This window comes from Sphingobium baderi, assembly GCF_001456115.1.
Lineage (GTDB): Bacteria > Pseudomonadota > Alphaproteobacteria > Sphingomonadales > Sphingomonadaceae > Sphingobium > Sphingobium baderi_A.
Map to the genome: position 1 here is coordinate 1,979,815 of NZ_CP013264.1, position 16,812 is coordinate 1,996,626.

The following is a 16,812-nucleotide window of genomic DNA, read 5'->3' on the forward strand; positions in this document are numbered from 1 at the left end:
AAAAGATGGCGTTGCGCCACGACTTGGGAGGACGACAAATGAACGGACTGAAAATCTCACGCCTGGTTGCCGTTTCATCGATTGGCATGATCGCTGCGTTGTCCTCGGCGGCCATGTCGCAAACTTCCTCTGCCAATGACGTATCGCATAGTGCGGGCGCGACCGACGACATTGTCGTGACGGCTCGCCGCGTGTCGGAAAGCCTGCAATCGACGCCGGTCTCGGTGACGGCGTTCAGTGCTGATACGCTTCGCCAGGCGTCAATCCGTGACACGCAGGACTTGTTGGTGAAAACGCCGGGCGTGTTTCTGGCGGGGTCCGGTGGCCGCGAAAATACGAACTTCTCGATCCGTGGGCAGTCAAAAGCGTTGGCGGGCAACAGCGCGGCCGCCGTCATCAGCTATTTCGCCGAGGTTCCATCGCCTACGGTTGGTTCCAGCATTCCAACCTATGACCTGGGATCGGTGCAGGTGCTGAAAGGGCCGCAGGGCACATTGTTTGGTCGCAACACGACCGGTGGCGCGATCCTCTATTACCCGACTGCGCCGTCCTATGATTGGGAAGGCTATATCCAGGGAACCTACGGCAATTACGATACTCGGCTTCTGGAGGGTGCGCTCAATCTACCGATCATCGCGGACAAGCTGGCCTTGCGTGTGGCTGGCCAATATCAGAAGCGCGACGGTTGGACGAAGAATATCGGCGTCGGCGGCGACGCCGATGACCTCAATTCACGGGCGCTGCGCGGATCATTGCTGTTCGAACCGTTCGATGGGCTGACCAATACGACGATCGTCGATTATTACCGCAATCGCGCGGTCGGTGGCGGTTCCGTTCTGATCGACGTTCTTCCGGGCCCCAATGCGCTAACCGCTACTGGCACGTTGGCTGCCGCACAGGCGCAACTCGCGCTTCAGCGCGCGCGCGGTATTCGCGTGATCGATTCCGACGTGGATGCCTTCGAGCGGGTGAAGCGTTTTGGCGTCACCAATCGCACTGAAATCGAACTGGGTCCGAATGTCGAGGTCGTCAATATCTTTGGCTTCCGTCACACGGACGTCGACTATTTTTCCAGCGTCGACGGCCTGCCGACGCTTATTTCCGACGGCACTGGCGCCATCCCTGGAGGTCTGCCGGTCACTGTAGTCGGCGGCCGTCAGAAATCGGACGTCAAGCAATATACCGAAGAACTGCAGTTGCGGGGCAAGCTGTTCGATGACAAGCTCGACTGGTTGATCGGCGGCTTCTATCTGGCGAGCAATCCCGTCGGACCGAGCGGCACCTATATTCCTACCTTCATCCTGCCGGGCATCACCAATGCGCCGTTCAACTACAGCTTTTACGCTGAACGCAGCAAGGCGGTGTTTGCCAATATCGGCTATGATCTTAGCGCCCTGGTGGAAGGCCTGAAGTTCAGCGCAGGTTTTCGCTATACCTGGGATAATATCACCGCCTGTGTTGGCGGCGGTACGACGCCGGATCCTACCGTGACGCCTCGTGATTGCCGGACCAGCACGCCTGCGATACGCAATGCCAGCGTCAACAAGACATCGTCCAAGGCACCGACGTGGACGGTCGGCTTTGATTGGCAAGCGACCGATGATCTGTTTCTCTATGCCGTCACTCGCCGTGGCTATCGCTCAGGCGGTATCAACGGGCCTACGCTTGCAGGACGGCTCGCGCCCTTCCAATCCTTCGCGCCAGAAAAAGTTACCGACGTGGAGATTGGCATCCGCTCCGACTTCCGCGCCGGTGATGTCGACATCCGCCTGAACGCTTCACCGTTCGTTGGCTGGTACAGTGGCGTCCAGGTGCCGATTTCGGGGCTGAACACTCAGGCGACGTGCAGCCTGACAGCGCCTGGAGGCACAGATGCGCCACGCTCACCCGACGGTGATTGCGACGCTGCTAACGATCCTGCCGGCGGCACGCTGTTGGTGAATGCTGGCAAGACGCGAGTTGCGGGCATTGACCTGACAGGCCGCATCGCGCCGACCCGCACATTGTCCTTCGATGCAGGCGCGACCTTCCTTGACCTTAAGTCGCGCTCGCTCACCGTGCCCACGCAACTGCTGCCCTATCTGCAGATCGCCGAAGTGCCGTTCAATCTGGTCGCGAAGACGACGCTGACGGCTGGCGCTCGCTGGACATTGCCGCTGCCCGAAAGCTTTGGTGAAGGCACGCTGGCGGTCGACTATTATCATTCCAGCAAGGTGCGCTCGTCCGACAACGTGTTGCCGGCCTATGATCTGGTCAATGCGCGTTTCGACCTGAGGCGTGTGGGCGGTTCCGGCTTCGACGCTGCGCTGTTCATGCGTAACGTGTTCGACACGAAATATCTGGCGTCCAGCAATGTCGGTTCGGCTCAGCTGGGTATCCTCAGCGGTTTCTATGGCGCGCCTCGCACATATGGTATCGAACTGCGCTATCATTTCGGGGACTAAGCGAATGTATAGATGGTGTGCCGTTTACCGATATGTCCATCGGTGCGGCCGCCCTGCCAAAAGATAGGGGGTTTGCGACGGCCGCTGTCACACTATCTAAAATATAGATCGCCCGAAGCGGCGATGGCTGGGAGCGGGATGATCTGGAGATGAATTCCTTGCGAAGTGACTTGTTGCAATCTTTGTCACCAGTTATCGATCGTGTGGAAGGGCAGTGCCGTTCATCAAGCTTCGATGTTCAGATACACAATACCAATTGGCCGGAGCCGGGCGAGGGGCTGTTCCGTTCGCCATGGTCCTTCATCGAGATGTTCTGCAATACTTCGCGACTTGTCACCGGGGGGCGTGATGGGTTCGGCCGAGCCGGCCACCATGTCGACCTTGGCGACATCGCCTTCATCGCCAAGGATGAGCCATTGCAATGTCGTTGGCGCCGAGGGGCGCAGCGTAGCATTTCCTGCATGTTCGACATTGACGCGATTGCGGCGAGATCGGCGGTCGGCTGGGATTGGCCCACATTCGACTGGGCTTCGGCTCTTGCGATCCGCAACGATTATATTGGCGCGACGCTGAGGCGGGTCGCGGCAGAGACGCTTAATCCCGGTTTTGCAAGCGAGCTTCAGATCGAAACGATGCTGCTCGGCGTGGCATTCGAATTGCGGCGCCAGTTCAATGGTGAGCAGGTCGCGGCCCAGGCATCGGCAGGAAAGCTCGGGTGCGCGCAGATGGCTACATTGCGAGCGATGGCTTTCGATACAGTTGGTGATCCTCCCTGTATCGCCGATTTGGCTCAGGTCATCGGCATGAACGGAAGGCAATTGGCCGCTCGGTTTCGAGCGACGACCGGACAGACATTGCGAAACTTCCTGGCTGAAAGCCGGCTGGAGCGCGCAAAGCTGTTGCTCCGCGACCATCGGTTGCTGATCAAGCAGGTTGCGTTCGATTGCGGCTTCAAGAGTTCCGCGGCCTTTGCTGCGGCATTCCAGCGCAGCACGGGCTTCACTCCCCAGAATTTTCGCGCATCGGTATCCCTGCAATAACAGCTAGCCCTGCATTTGAGCTAAACATTTTGTCTCTTGGCGACGTTCCTGGCGTAAGACGCCAACTCGCGCTCCTGTTAGCTCTGTTCCAATAAGAATTGGACATGGAGAGGTGCCTTGGGCGAGCGCGAAGAATCGATAGCGTTGAAGTTCATCGGCTATTTTCGGGACAGTTGGCCCGAGGATCTGGACGCGCCGCTTCAGCTGGTGTCGGAGGACTGCTATTATCAGAGCATAGTTCCGACGACCGATCGGATATGCGGCAAGGCCGCGATCAAAGCTAAGTGGGAACGGATCAAAGCCGAATATGGCGATCAGCGCCATGACATGAGGGGCGTCGCATCCAGCGACACTTTGGTCTTCACCGAACGGACCGACTGGTCTCACACAAATGGAAAATGGGTGTCGATTCCGCTGGTCGCGGTGTTCGAGATCGGGCCGGAGGGCAAGATAGTCGCCTGGCGGGAGTATCTCGATGGCGGAAATGTTGCACGCCAGATCGGCATGGATGTGAACGACCTTGAACAATCGCTGCGGTCGGGAGCGGCCTGAAAGCGGGCGTTGGGTCTGTGTCCTCTGCAGATCAGACAATGGAGAATGAGCGTTGACCAAACAGGAAGAGATCGTGCTGAATTTCATCGGCGCCTACGGCAAGAGCTGGCCCGCCGATCTGGCAGCCGCACTGGAGCCGCTGGCCGAGGACGCCTATTACCAGATCGTCGTGCCGACGATCCCCCCCGTTGTCGGCCGCGACAGAATATTGGCCGAACATGAACTGATGAAGCAGAAGGTGCTTGACCAACGCCATGACATGAAATCCTGGGGTTCGCATGGCAATACGGTGTTTACGGAGCGCGTGGATTGGTCGCTGCGGAACGGCAAATGGTCCCCGGTCCCGCTGGTGGCCGTGTTCGACCTGAATGATGACGGCCAGATCGTTGCCTGGCGCGAATATCTGGATCTGGTCCACATCTCGAAATCGCATGGCCTGACTGTGGATCAGATGATCGAATCGCTGGATCTGGACCTGAATTCCGCATCTGCCTGAAAGCCGGAATTCCATCATAGCAGCATATGGCTGCTACCCGCAGTGCGGGTCAGCCGATCCACTTCCGGCTGGGAATTCCGTCCTTTGGACTGTCGGCTACGCGCAGACAAATCAGTTTGAACGTGATCAAAATGAGGCCGCCCGTAGAGAGCTGCCCATAAACGGAGCGAGGGGAATCGATATGACCATGTGGAAAATGGGGGGCGCCATCTCGACCTTGGCGTTGATGGTGACGTCCACGGCTGCTGCACAGGATACTGGCCCAGCGCCGTCCATGCAGGACGACATGACTCGCGACATCGTGGTCACTGCCCGGCGCAAGGCGGAATCCGCGCAGACCGTGCCAATTTCCATTACCGCCGTGGGTGGGGAGGATATACAGAAGCTTGGACTTCAAACCACTGGCGATCTACAGCGGCTTGTTCCCGGCGTCATCCTGAATGGTGCGGGTTCCATGTCGAACACGACCTACACGATCCGCGGGCAAGGCAAGGCAGTTACCGGTCCGGGCCTGCCGTCGGTTATCACTTATCTTAACGAAGTGCCACTGCCGCCTATTGGCAGCTTCACGCCGACATTCGATCTGGACAATGTTCAGGTCCTCAAAGGACCGCAAGGAACGCTGTTTGGCCGCAATACGACTGGCGGCGCCGTTCTGGTTTACACTCGTGCGCCATCCCACGCATTCGAAGGCTATGTGCAGGTCGATGTCGGCAATTACAACAAGCATTCCTTTCAGGGCGCGGTGAACATCCCCATCATCGCCGACAAGCTGGCCATCCGTCTTGCGGCGGACATTGAACGCAACAAGGGCTTCACGCCCAATATCAGTACCGGCAAGCGTCAGGACAACCTGCACATGGATGCGCTGCGGGCGTCAATCCTGTTCGAGCCAACGGATGGGATCAGTAACAGCCTGGTGATCGACCATACGCGGATCGAGAGTCGAGCGCAGGCATATTTCCCTGTGGTTGTTCTGCGCCCCGATCTTCAGCCGCTGGTCGATTCCCTGCGCGCGCTGGGACGGCGAACTGCAGCCAGCACGGTCGATCCCTTCGACAATGAAACTTTCTGGGGCATTTCGAACACGACATCGATCGACGTCGGGGACATCACGATCAAGAATATCTTCGGCTATCGCTATACCAAGGTCGACAATCTGCAGAATGCGATCGGGTTGCCGGCCGCGCCCCTCCCTGATCTGGGGTCCGGTCTGGCCGCCCTTGGCTTGATTCCGGGACAGCCCGGAACGCTCATCACGACCCGCAACAAGAGCGTGTCGGAACAATATTCGAATGAGTTGCAGATCGCTGGATCGCTATTCAACGACCGGCTGACCTGGCTCGCCGGTGCCTTCTATCTCAAGGCCCAGCCCGCTGGCGTAAACTATCTGGTGCTCGATCTTTTCCGGCCGACACCGCCCAGCCCGACTACCGAGGCGATCGTCAATGGCGCTCTGGGTGGCGTATGGCCGGTCGGATCGCTGTCAGACACGCTTTATGGCGATGAAAGCCATGCCGTATTCGCAAACCTGTCCTATGCGCTTGATGATGTTGGGCTAGTGGGTGTCACACTCAATGGCGGCTTTCGCTACACTTGGGACAAGCAGTCGATTTGCAGCAACAGCCGTGCATCCGTGTCACTGGCGACAGGCAACACGATCGTTCCGCCATATTCGGGTCTGGCTGCATGTCGTGCCGATACCGGAAGCCCATATGGCCGCGCGAGCTTCGATGGGGCAGCCAAATCGAAGGCACCGACATGGACGCTGGGCATCGACTACAAGGCGAGCGACGACATTTTCTTCTACTTCACGACCCGGCGCGGCTATCGCGCCGGCGGCCTGAATGCGCCCGTCCTTGCGCCAGTCCTGAGCGATTTCCAGACCTTCGATCCGCAAACCGTGACCGACTATGAAATGGGTGCCCATACGAAGTTCCGTGCCGGTTCATGGAGCGGGCATTTCAATATTGCTGGGTTCATCAGCCATTTCGACAAGTTGCAATTGCAGGCAACTGGGATAACGGCTGGCTCCGGCCTGCCAGGTGTGGATTCCACCAATGCGCCATCGGGCTCCGCTCTGCAGATCAATGCGGGCACGGCGACCTCCAAGGGTTTCGAGTTCGACGGTGATATTTCGCCGATGCGTGGCCTGACGTTCAGCTTCGCCGGCGCACACCTCCTTCAGAAGTTCGACCGTCTGGAAGCGCCGGCCATTCTGGCACCCTTCTTCCATTCACCGGGCGGCTTCACCGGGGCGCCGAAATGGAGCTATCAGTTCGCCGCCGATTACAGCTTCGATCTGGGTGATTTTGGTCAGATGTCGCTGCACGGCGATTATTACCATATCGATCATTATCTACAGGGGCCGGTGCGCCTGCCGGGCTATAATCTGATCAGTCTCAATGCACAGGTCAGTAATCTGAAGGGCCTGCCGATCACTGTCACCGCTTATGTGGATAATCTGACGAACCATCAATATATCCAGAACATCATCATCAGCGCGACGAGCTTTGGCATCAATTCGGGCAGCTACGCGCCGCCGCGCACTTACGGTGTCCGGGTGCGCTATGATTTCTAAATGATGCCGGGATTGGGCGCCTTCCATTGTCGAGGAAGCGGGACATCTTTGCCCCGCTTCCTTGTCGGCCAATCTTGTTCAATCGCTCCCCGGATAAAATTGGGCGGCCACGGCGGTATCGAGATATTCCCGGCCCTCCACGATCCGGCCCAGCCGGTCGATGACGAATATATAGACATAGCTGTTGCAATAAAGGCCCTCGGCAAAGCTGAAACGACCTTCCGCTTCTATCGCGATCCGGTCGCCCTCGGCCGTCATGCGCGATATGGTGAGCATCCGTTCGTTCGATCGCCGGATCGTGTTGGCCAGCCCCTGCAGCAGGGCGTTGCGGTCCAGTTCGCCCCAACCTTGAACCCACCAGGTCGCCGTCGGTGCGAGCATGGCGTCCAGAGTGGCAAGATCGCCTGCCGCAATAGCTTCCAGAAAGCTGGGTCCGGTCTGCGTGGGGGGGATACCGATATTCATGCGACTGTTGAACCTATGGCTCATTGGTCTGTCAACAAGGAGAGGCCATTGCGCTATCGTAGGGACCGATGCTTGAGGAGAGGGAACATGGTATGACTGCGGCAGAGAAGGTCGGTCTACATCAGCGCACCTGCCCTTTATGCGAAGGGATGTGCGGAATCGACGTGAGTGTCGAGGGCGACAAGGTGACGATGATCCGTCCGAACAAGGCGAATGTCTGGAGCCGGGGCCATATCTGCCCCAAGGGCACCACACTCGGCGATCTGCACCATGATCCCGACCGTCTGCACACGCCAATGATCCGTGAAGGGACAGAATGGCGCGCTGCTTCCTGGGAAGAAGCCTTCGCGCATGCGGAACGTCTGGCGCGCGGCGTTCGCGAGAAATATGGCCAATCCGCCTTTGCCAGCTTCGGCGGCAATATGTCGGGGAAGGGCTTTGCGAGCGGCCGCTACATGATGCTGCTTTATGGCCTCGCTCGCTTCGCGCAGAGCTTCTCTTCGTCGAGTGTCGACCAACTGCCCAAGAATGTCAGCTCCCATCTGCTCTACGGCAATATGTGGAAGATCCCGATCCCAGACGTTGACCGGACCGACCTCTTCGTCATGCTTGGGGCGAACCCTGCGGAATCGAAAGGCAGCATCTTCTCGCATCGCGATGTCATGGGCGCGCTCCGTGATCTGCGCGCGCGGGGCGGAAAGCTGGTGGTGGTGGACCCCGTGCGTACACGGACGGCGGCGGCGGCCGATCAATGGGTGCCGCTGCGTCCCGGCAGCGATGCAGCGTTCTTGCTGGCTATCGTTCATGTGCTGTTCGCCGAGGACAGGGTTCGTCTCGGCCATCTCGCGTCGTTGGTGGCGGGGGTCGAGACGTTGCGCGACGTCGCTGCCGACTTCTCGCCCGAACGTGTAGAGCGGTTCTGTGGTGTCGAGGCAAAGATTATTCGCGACCTAGCGCTGGAGATCGCGAATGCACGCGCCGCCGCCATTTATGGTCGGATCGGTACCTGTACTCAGACTTTCGGGACATTGGCATCCTGGCTTGTGGACGTGATCGCAATCCTGACGGGCAATCTGGATCGTCCCGGCGGATCGATGTGGAGCACGCAGGTCGCTCCCCATCTGGATCTCGCGCCGCCCTATCCCAGCAACGCATCCGTTACCGGCAAACCATCGCGTGTGCGTGGTGTGCCGGCGATTCTGGGGCAATATCCGGCGTCCTGTCTGGCCGAGGAAATTGATACGCCGGGTGCGGGACAGATTCATGCATTGATGACGCTAGGCGCCAATCCGGTGTTGTCCGTTCCTGGCACAGCCCGGCTTGATGTGGCGCTCGGACAGCTCGAATGCATGATCAGCATCGACATCTATATCAACGAAACCACACGACATGCCCATGTCATCTTTCCTAGCCCATCGCTGCTGGAACAGCCGCATTGGGATGTTTGGGGCTGGCCCTGGGCGTTGACGAGCGGCGGCCATTATTCGCCAGCCTTGTTCGATCCGGTGGATCGCCCGCCAGAATGGCAGGTGATGGCCCGGGTCGGCGCGATCATGGGCGGAGTGGATGGTCCTGATCTCGGCGCACTGGACGACGAATTTTTCGCTGGAATGTGCGATCGTGCGGGGATCGACCGGCAAGTCGCTTTCGATGCGCTGCCCGTAAATGGTCCCGAACGCGTCCTCGACCTGTGCATCCGTTCAGGACCGTTCGGGGATCGGTTTGGGGCGAATCCGCAGGGGCTGAAGCTCGACGACTTCAAGGCCGCACCGGATGGCATATTGCTCGGACCCGCCGTGCCGTGGGGCGGCAAGGCTATCAAAACCCCTAGCGGCCTTATCGAACTGGCCCATCCGCATTTCCTGGCCGATCTTTCCCGGCTGGAAGCGGCGATGGACGATACGGATGCCGACCTGGTTCTGGTCAGTCGGCGCCAGTTGCGCTCGCTCAACAGCTGGATGCACAATCTTAATACGCTGGTGAAGGGTAAGGAGCGATGCACGCTCCAGATCCACAGCCAGGATGCGCTGCGGCTGGAGATCGCCAGCGGTGACATTTGCGAAGTGGCGAGCGAGGGCGGCACGGTCACCGCGCCGGTCGAAATTACGGACGATATCATGCCCGGCGTCGTCAGTCTGCCGCATGGCTGGGGTCATGATCGCGGGGACGCGCGCCTCGGTATTGCGAGACTGCACGCGGGCACGAATATCAATGAACTCAGCCCGGCCAGAATGCTCGATGCCGCGTCAGGCAATGCCGTACTGAACGGCATTCCGGTCACGGTCCGACGAATAGAGGCGCAGGCATGAAATATGACCTGACCGATGCTCCGTTTGTCAGCGGGGCGGGATTGGCTGAAGATCCATGTCGATATAGTCATATCCCTTGCCACATCCCCGCAGCAGGAAGTTTTGGCGCTTCAGCCAGCGATGGAAATGCTGGATCAGCCGCGCATCGTCCGCTGGTCCGGCATTAGCGACGAACGTATCGAGCGCCGCCATCGCGGCATCGCCATTATCCGGGCGGTGACCCAGTAGCTGTTCGACATCGTCCATGTCCGCCGCTACAACCGCAGCGCCATAGGCCGCCCAGCGTTGCATGTAGCGGGCAAGCGCCGCCGCGGAATTGCGCTGATACGTCATCCCCGCGCCATCGCCGGGAAAGGCGTCGATCTGTTCGATCAGCTTGCGGCCGGCTTCGACATAGCCGATCGCCTGTGCCACCGGCGGGTCCGGGTCGATCAGCGTCACGCTGTCATGCTCGGCCATCGCGCTGATGGAAAAACGCGTGGCGGACACTGCGAACTGCAAATAGGCGACATAATCCTGTTCGGGTGAGGACTGGAATGCGAGTGGCCACAGAAGGAAGCCGTTTACGCCGCAGAAGCCAGCGGTATGATATTCGATCAACTGCTTGCTAATCCTGTCGCCGGTCAGCGTCTCATAATGGTCGATCAGGGCGGAGATGTCGCCCAGCGGCTCGGCCGTGTCGCGGATTCGCAGGCCAGCCAGTTCGGCTGCCGGGTCACCGAAGCTGGAGACTTCGAAATCGATGAGGCCGGTCACGTGATCGCCATCGAACAGGAACTGGCCGGCATCCGGGTTGATGAAGGCGGCTCGTGTCCGATCCCGCGGCACGTTGCGGCGAAGCCAGCCGGCGATGAAGCCCATCAGGGGGAACGGGCGTCCGATCGTGTCGTGGAAGATGCGGATCGCGGGTTCGTAAAGCCCCAGTGCAATATCCTCGACCGATGTCGGGGCTGGAAGCCCGACTTCGGCAAAGGCTTCGAGCGGTAACTGGTGCAGGCGCGCAATGAGAGCGACATAGTCCTCGCGGACCTTGCGGCGTATCTCCTTATCGACAATGGTTGCGGTGTTGATCGTTCCGGGGAGGCGTTCCAGCACCAGCGATAGCGGATCGTCGATCACGCCCAGCAGGCGCGGCGCGGGGATGCCTTGCGCTTCCAGCGCGCGATGGATCGCGCCTTCCTGCATCATGTCCACAGGCGACACATAACTGTCACCACGCGGCCCGCGAATATAAAGCGGTAGTGCCTTGCCATTTGCGACGACTTCGACGTCCCAGCCGGGCCGCCAGCGCGGATGACGTTCAAATTGAGTCACGATGCCCAGATTGTTGGTGAGCCAATCAAACACACGCCGGTCGAACGGCTCCAGTGCAGTTGGATCGAACCCTGTGGTTCTTCCATCTTCGGCCACGCTGCTGTCGGTCATTTCGAACATCCTCTCGCCTTTAAGGTTAGCATGGCTTCGCTCGCTGTCGCCTCTTTCCGTATGTCGGCGATGGAATCCGTATCCTAGAGAAACGTGCAAAGCTTCCGATTCACATTGGCCGATGTGCACTGTGGATTCACAGGTTCAGCGCCGAAAGGGCTCCAGCGATTTCACTCATCCAGTCCCAGCCGCAGAATTCGTCGCTGCCCGCCCGCACATTAGCGGCGCTTTCAGCGCCGAGCATTGCGCTTTCGGCGCTCAGCTTGCCGCTCGTCGTCTACCTGCCCAGCTACTATTCGGGCAGCCTCCATCTCGACCTTGGAGTTGTAGGGGCGGTATTCATGATCGTCAGGATCATCGATATCACGTTTGACCCGCTGATTGGCGGGTGGATGGACAGGACCCGCACTCGTATGGGCCGCTATCGGCCCTGGCTCGCCGCGGGAGCACCGATGATCATGATCGGTATGTTGATGCTTTTCACCGCATCGCCTGGCGTAGGGCCGATCTATCTCATGGGCTGGCTTATCGTTGCCTATGGTGGCTGGTCCATCCTAGGCCTCGCGCAACTGGCGCTGGCCGCCAATGCATCACCCGACTATCAGGAACGATCGCGCATCTATGCATGGTGGCAGTTCGCCTTCATGCTGGGCATGGTCGCGACCATGTTGATCCCCAAGCTTCTGGCACTTGCGGGGCGGCCGGGGCAAGCCGGCGCGATGAACATGATGGCATGGTTCGTGTTCGTCGTGACCCCGCTCATGACAGGCTTTACCCTTCTTATGGTTCGTGAACGGGGCGAAGTCGGGGCTTCCCATGGCGGCGGCATCGGGGTCTATCTTCGCCTCGCGCGGCGCGCAGACGTCAGGATCGTGCTCCTGGGGGAATTGCTGCTTGGGCTGGCGGCGGGCACAACGACGACGCTGGCGATCTTCTTCTTCGCGCTTGGCAAGGGAATAGCGCCTGCCGATGTTGGACTTATCCTGATCGGGCAATTTGTTGTGGCCTTGCTGGTGACGCCCATGTGGACATGGCTCGCCGGTCGTCTCGGCAAGCATCGCGCCCTCGCACTCGCAGCGGTTGGTTCGGGTTTCGTCCAAATCCCGCTCTACCTGATGCCAGGCGGCAATCTTTTGATAGCGATTGCCATCTTTTCGCTGGTGGGGCTTTTCTATGGTGCGATAGCGATGCTGCCGCGTGCCATGATCGCGGACTGTGCAGACGCGAATCGGTTGGATACTGGGCATGACAGCACCGGTCTGCTGTTCGCCTTGTTGATCGGTATCTGGAAGATCGGGCAGGCGCTGTCGGTCGGCTTGCTGTTCTCGATCCTCGAATGGATTGATTTCAATCCCGCGCTGGATGCGAAAAACACCGTTGAAGCCCTTGAGCGCTTGCAACTGCTTTACTGTTTCGTGCCGCTGTCGCTATCTCTCGTCGCGGCGCTGAATCTGCTATATTATCCACTGACCGGCGCACGTCATGCCGTCATTCGCGCGGCGCTTGCCGTTCGCGATTAGCGCCAACGAGGGCCGAGCCGGTAAACCGATGCGGATGAGGCTCCACTCTGCAATGAGGACGATAGTGGCGAAGTAGGGTTCCTATCGTATCGGCGGCGGCTTTGACACAAAAGAGCCTATCGATGAGGCGATATCGTCCGGTAGCATCCTCTCCTGTCAGTCTTGCCACATAATCTGGGGCGGCCAGATCGAGACGGCTAAATGCCGACCGAACTGGCCGCCCCGATGCGATAGAGCGATCTGATGCCTTAGGATTTAAGGGAGAGGTTTTTCCGATACTTTACCCCGGCATTGTAACCCACATTAAAAATCCCTCGGCAATCAAAAGATCGTGAGGTTGTCAGTTCTGCCCGAACCGCCACGTCATGCCCAATCCGTAGGTGCGCGATTCACCGGAGAACTCGGTTGCGATACCCAGTGAACGGTAGAGATCGGAAAAGCGGCGGGTCAGATATTTCTTGTTCGCCAGATTGCGGGCGAAAATCGAAATTTCGACGTTCGGATTTTCAACCTTATAGGAAATCCGGCCATTGATCAGACCATAGCCCGGAATCCGTCCCAACTCGTTTTCCGCAGCATATTGTGCCTTCACCGCATCCGACTGGGCGTCGGCAGCGCGCGAGGCGAAGAATTGCTGCCCGCTTACATAAGCATAGCTGGCATTGACCGACAGTTCGCCGGTGGAAAGGATGAACGTCTGCGTCGCGCTGATATTGAACTGCCTCTTCGGCAACTGGATCAGCGGCAGATTGCTCAAGTCGACGGTGCACAGGATTTGGGTTGCATTTGCCCCTTGTGCACATCCTGCGGGAGTTGCTCCCGTCACTCCGTTGATCACCTGGGTTTCGGTGAAGGTACCCTTTTCATATTTGCCGTCAGAGAGATTGCCGCTCGCCGTGATCTCCATGCCCTTCCACGGCACAGCTGTGATTTCGAGCTCGGCGCCCCAAATGCGTGCGTTACCGTTATTCTGGAGATATTGCGTCACGCCAGCTGGCCCGACGGCATTGACGATGGCCTGAACGTCCGATTTCCATGTGTGGAACAGTGCAAGGTTCGTGCGCAGGCGATTGTCGAGGAAGGTGGCCTTGATGCCGCCTTCCACGTCCTTCACCTTTTCGGGCGCAAAGGCCGGCGCGGCCGGGCCTGCGCGCAGGTTCCAGCCACCCGCTTTAGCGGCCCCACGCGTGACCGCGTAGACGAACACATCGTCGGATGCTTGCCAGTCGAGGCCCGCCGTCCAGGCTGGGTAATGGAATTTTGCCTTCTGCGTCTGGTTGCACTGTGTTGCTGTCGGGGGAGAGTCGGGGAAATCGAGATTGCAGTTCACGCCAGAAAGTGTGCCGGCGACCGGCATATTTGCGGGGATTCCGAGGATCTGCATATTGTGCAGAACGGTGTTGCGCGTATCCCATGTATAGCGGAATCCGCCGGTCGCTCGCAGCGTGTCGCTGAACTTGTAATAAGCTTGGGCGTAGAGGCCTTTCGTGATGTTTTCCGCATCGGCATTGGAGTCGCGGATCAGGCCGCCGAACACCTGGGAGCGACTGAGCTCATAACCGGATTCTCGCGATATGTAGCCACCGGCGATATAGCTCAGGCGGTCAGTGATGTCGCCCGATCCCTGCAACTCCTGAGACCATGCCTTCGAACGTGAGCCTGAGAAGGTCGCCAAAATCGGCGCCGGAACGGCATCGGTATCTACCAGACCGTAATTTTTGGAATAACGGAATGCCGTGATGGATTTGATCGCCACCGCGCCGGCATCGATATTGATAGTGGCGGAAGCCCCTCCAGCCTTCAGTGTATCGAAGGGGTCCTGCGTGTACATCTGCTTCACGGAATCCGGCTGCAACGCATATTCCGGAGCGCCGGGCACCGATGGGCCGGCGCCATAGGTGGTATACCAATCGGACTTGTCGTGGACGAATGGCGTGACCTGTCCGAGGAAACCGGCGAGCGGCCCCCCGAATACGGCAGGATTATAGGCGGCCATATGGATCAACTGCTCATGGCCTTTTATCTTGTTATAATCGGCGCTCAGGACGATATCGAACCCTTCGCCTTCATATTTCAGCTTGCCGCGAATGAAATCGCTGCGCTGGTTCAAGATATTGCGGCCGGTCGGCGCATTGTTGCTGAACCCGTTCTTGTCCGTCAGGTTGTAGGTCACGCGGGCATAGAGGTTCGATGCCAGCGGCACGTTGACGATTGCATTGGCGCGCTTGTAGCCGTGGTTGCCGCCCTCGACCTGTAACGTTGCCTCCAACCGGTCGACGGGATCGTTCGACAGGATGTTCAGAGCGCCGCCTGTGGTGTTGCGACCGAATAAGGTGCCTTGCGGACCACGCAGCACTTCGAGACGTTGAAGATCGTTGAGATCGGTCATGCCCTGTGACGGGCGCGAGATATAGACGCCGTCGATATAGGTCGCCACGGCAGGATCATTGGCCAGGATCGGCTGAAGATTGCCCTGTCCGCGAATGGCGATATAGGCGAAGGTTGCCGCACCGGGCGATCCCGTCGAAATCACGAGGCTGGGCGCTGTACGCTGCACATCAGCGACATTGACGATCTGCGCGCGTGTGATCGCCTCTTCGCCGAGGGCGGTTACCGCGATCGGAGTGGATTGCAGGCTCTCTTCACGTTTACGTGCCGTAACCACGATGTCCTGCAAGCCGCCCTGATCCGATGCGGTCGTTTCCTGAGCAAATATCGGCGTTGCAAATCCTGCTATTGAACTTGCCAGAGCTGTTCCAAGCAACATCATTGATTTTTGCATGATTTCCCTTTCATGAATTATATTATATATTGATTTTTATAATTTCATCATAATCTAATAATTAGATGAAATATTACGGTTCTTTTAAAACCTTATCGAATAAAGATTTAATCATCTTGATATATTAAAGAGAATTGGCGTACCGCTCTATGTACAATCGGACGCGATCGACGAGGAAGTCGGGCAATGCGGCTGGCGCTGCCATTTTCTTGTCATTGCTGTAATCGCGGATCGACAGCACTAGGATTTTCAGCGCGGCAATGGCCTGATAATAACTGAAATAGGGCATTTCCCATCCATAGATCCGCTCGAATCCGGCAATCGCTTCGGCTTCATCGGGAATACCGTCTATGCGTGGGATGCCGAAGTTGAGGCTGAAGATGTCGTCGAGATACATCCAGTGGGCGAGGTCGATTTCGGGTGGGCCGAGTGAGGCGACCTCGAAATCGAGCAGGGAGGCGACCTCCAGATCGGGACGGAACATCGTATTGCCCAGCCGGGCGTCATTCCACACCAGTCCAACCCGATGCACGGGCGGCTGATTGGCGAGAAGAAAGCGCAGGCTGTCTTCGACAAGGGGATAAGACTGGCCCTGCGCGGCCCATTCGAACCAATGGCCGACGAAGGTGTCGAGATAGGAACCAGCAGTCGGCGGGCCATCCGCCGCGCCGGGAAGGAACGGGAACTGCCGCCAATCTATCCGGTGCAGCCGTTCCATTTCCCTGATGCCGTTCCACCAACTGCGTTCGCGTTCGGCGGGGCTAAGATCGGCGAACCAGCCTTCCGCATGATAACTGGGAAAGTCGGACGGCACGCGGCCGTCAATGCGATCCATCAGGAAGAAGGGCGTGCCAAGCATCGCAGAATCTGCTTCGGCGAAATCGATCCGGGGAACCTGGACATCCGACGAATCGGCCACCGCGCGCATAACACGATATTGGTGAAAGACATCGGCCAGCATTGGCACGGCGACATCGCGCTGCAACCGCGCGACGAGCGGCCGTTCGATTAACTCGGCACCTTCGCGCCAGACCGCCGTGAACAAGATCGTCCGGCTCGAAAAGCCTTGTGACGGTTCCACGACGTCCCGGATCTCGATATCGGGCGTTCCCGGCAGCCGGGTCGACAGCCAGCCGGAAAGACGCTGCATTAGTTCCAGAGCTGTTTGGATAGGAGGTTGTCCGTTCATTGCCGCTGC

At 58.6% G+C, this 16,812-nt stretch carries 12 protein-coding genes; 7 read left to right on the forward strand and 5 right to left on the reverse strand.

Annotated features, from left to right (window positions below; all coding sequences use genetic code 11):
* The first annotated feature begins 38 nt into the window (after positions 1-38).
* A complete protein-coding gene (locus tag ATN00_RS09845; protein ID WP_156415255.1) occupies positions 39-2,444 on the forward strand; it encodes a TonB-dependent receptor in 2,406 nt (801 codons plus the stop codon).
* A 224-nt stretch (positions 2,445-2,668) separates the two neighbouring features.
* On the opposite strand, the gene ATN00_RS23670 is transcribed toward ATN00_RS09845, so the two are convergent.
* Positions 2,669-2,866: a hypothetical protein gene (locus ATN00_RS23670; protein ID WP_062064290.1), complete on the reverse strand. Its 198-nt coding sequence runs from the start codon at positions 2,864-2,866 to the stop codon at positions 2,669-2,671.
* 39 nt (positions 2,867-2,905) lie between these two features.
* On the opposite strand from ATN00_RS23670, the gene ATN00_RS23675 reads away from it, so the two are divergent.
* The 4 genes from ATN00_RS23675 (at position 2,906) to ATN00_RS09870 (ending at position 7,113) form a co-directional block, all read left to right on the forward strand.
* Complete coding sequence (locus tag ATN00_RS23675; RefSeq protein WP_062064293.1) at positions 2,906-3,484, forward strand: helix-turn-helix transcriptional regulator; 579 nt, start codon at positions 2,906-2,908, stop codon at positions 3,482-3,484.
* 117 nt (positions 3,485-3,601) lie between these two features.
* Positions 3,602-4,036, forward strand: coding sequence for a limonene-1,2-epoxide hydrolase family protein (locus tag ATN00_RS09860; protein WP_062064295.1), 435 nt, complete (start codon positions 3,602-3,604; stop codon positions 4,034-4,036).
* A 52-nt stretch (positions 4,037-4,088) separates the two neighbouring features.
* Positions 4,089-4,532: a limonene-1,2-epoxide hydrolase family protein gene (locus tag ATN00_RS09865; RefSeq protein WP_062064297.1), complete on the forward strand. Its 444-nt coding sequence runs from the start codon at positions 4,089-4,091 to the stop codon at positions 4,530-4,532.
* 181 nt (positions 4,533-4,713) lie between these two features.
* Positions 4,714-7,113 (forward strand): TonB-dependent receptor, encoded by a 2,400-nt coding sequence (locus ATN00_RS09870; protein ID WP_062064299.1) that lies wholly within the window; start codon positions 4,714-4,716, stop codon positions 7,111-7,113.
* 78 nt (positions 7,114-7,191) lie between these two features.
* On the opposite strand, the gene ATN00_RS09875 is transcribed toward ATN00_RS09870, so the two are convergent.
* Positions 7,192-7,578, reverse strand: coding sequence for a nuclear transport factor 2 family protein (locus tag ATN00_RS09875; RefSeq protein ID WP_062064300.1), 387 nt, complete (start codon positions 7,576-7,578; stop codon positions 7,192-7,194).
* Positions 7,579-7,670: 92 nt separating this feature from the next.
* Here ATN00_RS09875 and ATN00_RS09880 point away from each other — a divergent pair, with 92 nt between their 5' ends.
* The gene (locus tag ATN00_RS09880; protein WP_062068640.1) at positions 7,671-9,887 is read left to right on the forward strand and encodes a molybdopterin-dependent oxidoreductase; all 2,217 of its coding nucleotides are present in this window, start codon (positions 7,671-7,673) and stop codon (positions 9,885-9,887) included.
* Between the two features lie 27 nt (positions 9,888-9,914).
* Here ATN00_RS09880 and ATN00_RS09885 read toward each other — a convergent pair whose 3' ends face one another.
* Positions 9,915-11,312, reverse strand: a complete 1,398-nt coding sequence (locus ATN00_RS09885; RefSeq protein ID WP_197413717.1) for a phosphotransferase — start codon at positions 11,310-11,312, stop codon at positions 9,915-9,917.
* 242 nt (positions 11,313-11,554) lie between these two features.
* On the opposite strand from ATN00_RS09885, the gene ATN00_RS09890 reads away from it, so the two are divergent.
* Positions 11,555-12,832, forward strand: coding sequence for an MFS transporter (locus ATN00_RS09890; RefSeq protein ID WP_257720664.1), 1,278 nt, complete (start codon positions 11,555-11,557; stop codon positions 12,830-12,832).
* Positions 12,833-13,172: 340 nt separating this feature from the next.
* On the opposite strand, the gene ATN00_RS09895 is transcribed toward ATN00_RS09890, so the two are convergent.
* On the reverse strand, positions 13,173-15,509 hold the full coding sequence (locus ATN00_RS09895) for a TonB-dependent receptor (protein WP_231746442.1): 2,337 nt from the start codon (positions 15,507-15,509) through the stop codon (positions 13,173-13,175).
* 229 nt (positions 15,510-15,738) lie between these two features.
* Positions 15,739-16,764 (reverse strand): phosphotransferase family protein, encoded by a 1,026-nt coding sequence (locus ATN00_RS09900; RefSeq protein ID WP_062064306.1) that lies wholly within the window; start codon positions 16,762-16,764, stop codon positions 15,739-15,741.
* Positions 16,765-16,812 lie beyond the last annotated feature (48 nt).

Excerpts from the sequence above, each read along its gene's own strand:
- ATN00_RS09885 (WP_197413717.1), bottom strand. The coding sequence starts at position 11,312 with ATGACCGACAGCAGCGTGGCCGAAGATGGAAGAACCACAGGGTTCGAT.
- ATN00_RS23675 (WP_062064293.1), top strand. The coding sequence starts at position 2,906 with ATGTTCGACATTGACGCGATTGCGGCGAGATCGGCGGTCGGCTGGGAT.
- ATN00_RS09900 (WP_062064306.1), bottom strand. The coding sequence starts at position 16,764 with ATGCAGCGTCTTTCCGGCTGGCTGTCGACCCGGCTGCCGGGAACGCCC.
- ATN00_RS09845 (WP_156415255.1), top strand. The coding sequence starts at position 39 with ATGAACGGACTGAAAATCTCACGCCTGGTTGCCGTTTCATCGATTGGC.
- ATN00_RS09875 (WP_062064300.1), bottom strand. The coding sequence starts at position 7,578 with ATGAATATCGGTATCCCCCCCACGCAGACCGGACCCAGCTTTCTGGAA.
- ATN00_RS09870 (WP_062064299.1), top strand. The coding sequence starts at position 4,714 with ATGACCATGTGGAAAATGGGGGGCGCCATCTCGACCTTGGCGTTGATG.
- ATN00_RS09880 (WP_062068640.1), top strand. The coding sequence starts at position 7,671 with ATGACTGCGGCAGAGAAGGTCGGTCTACATCAGCGCACCTGCCCTTTA.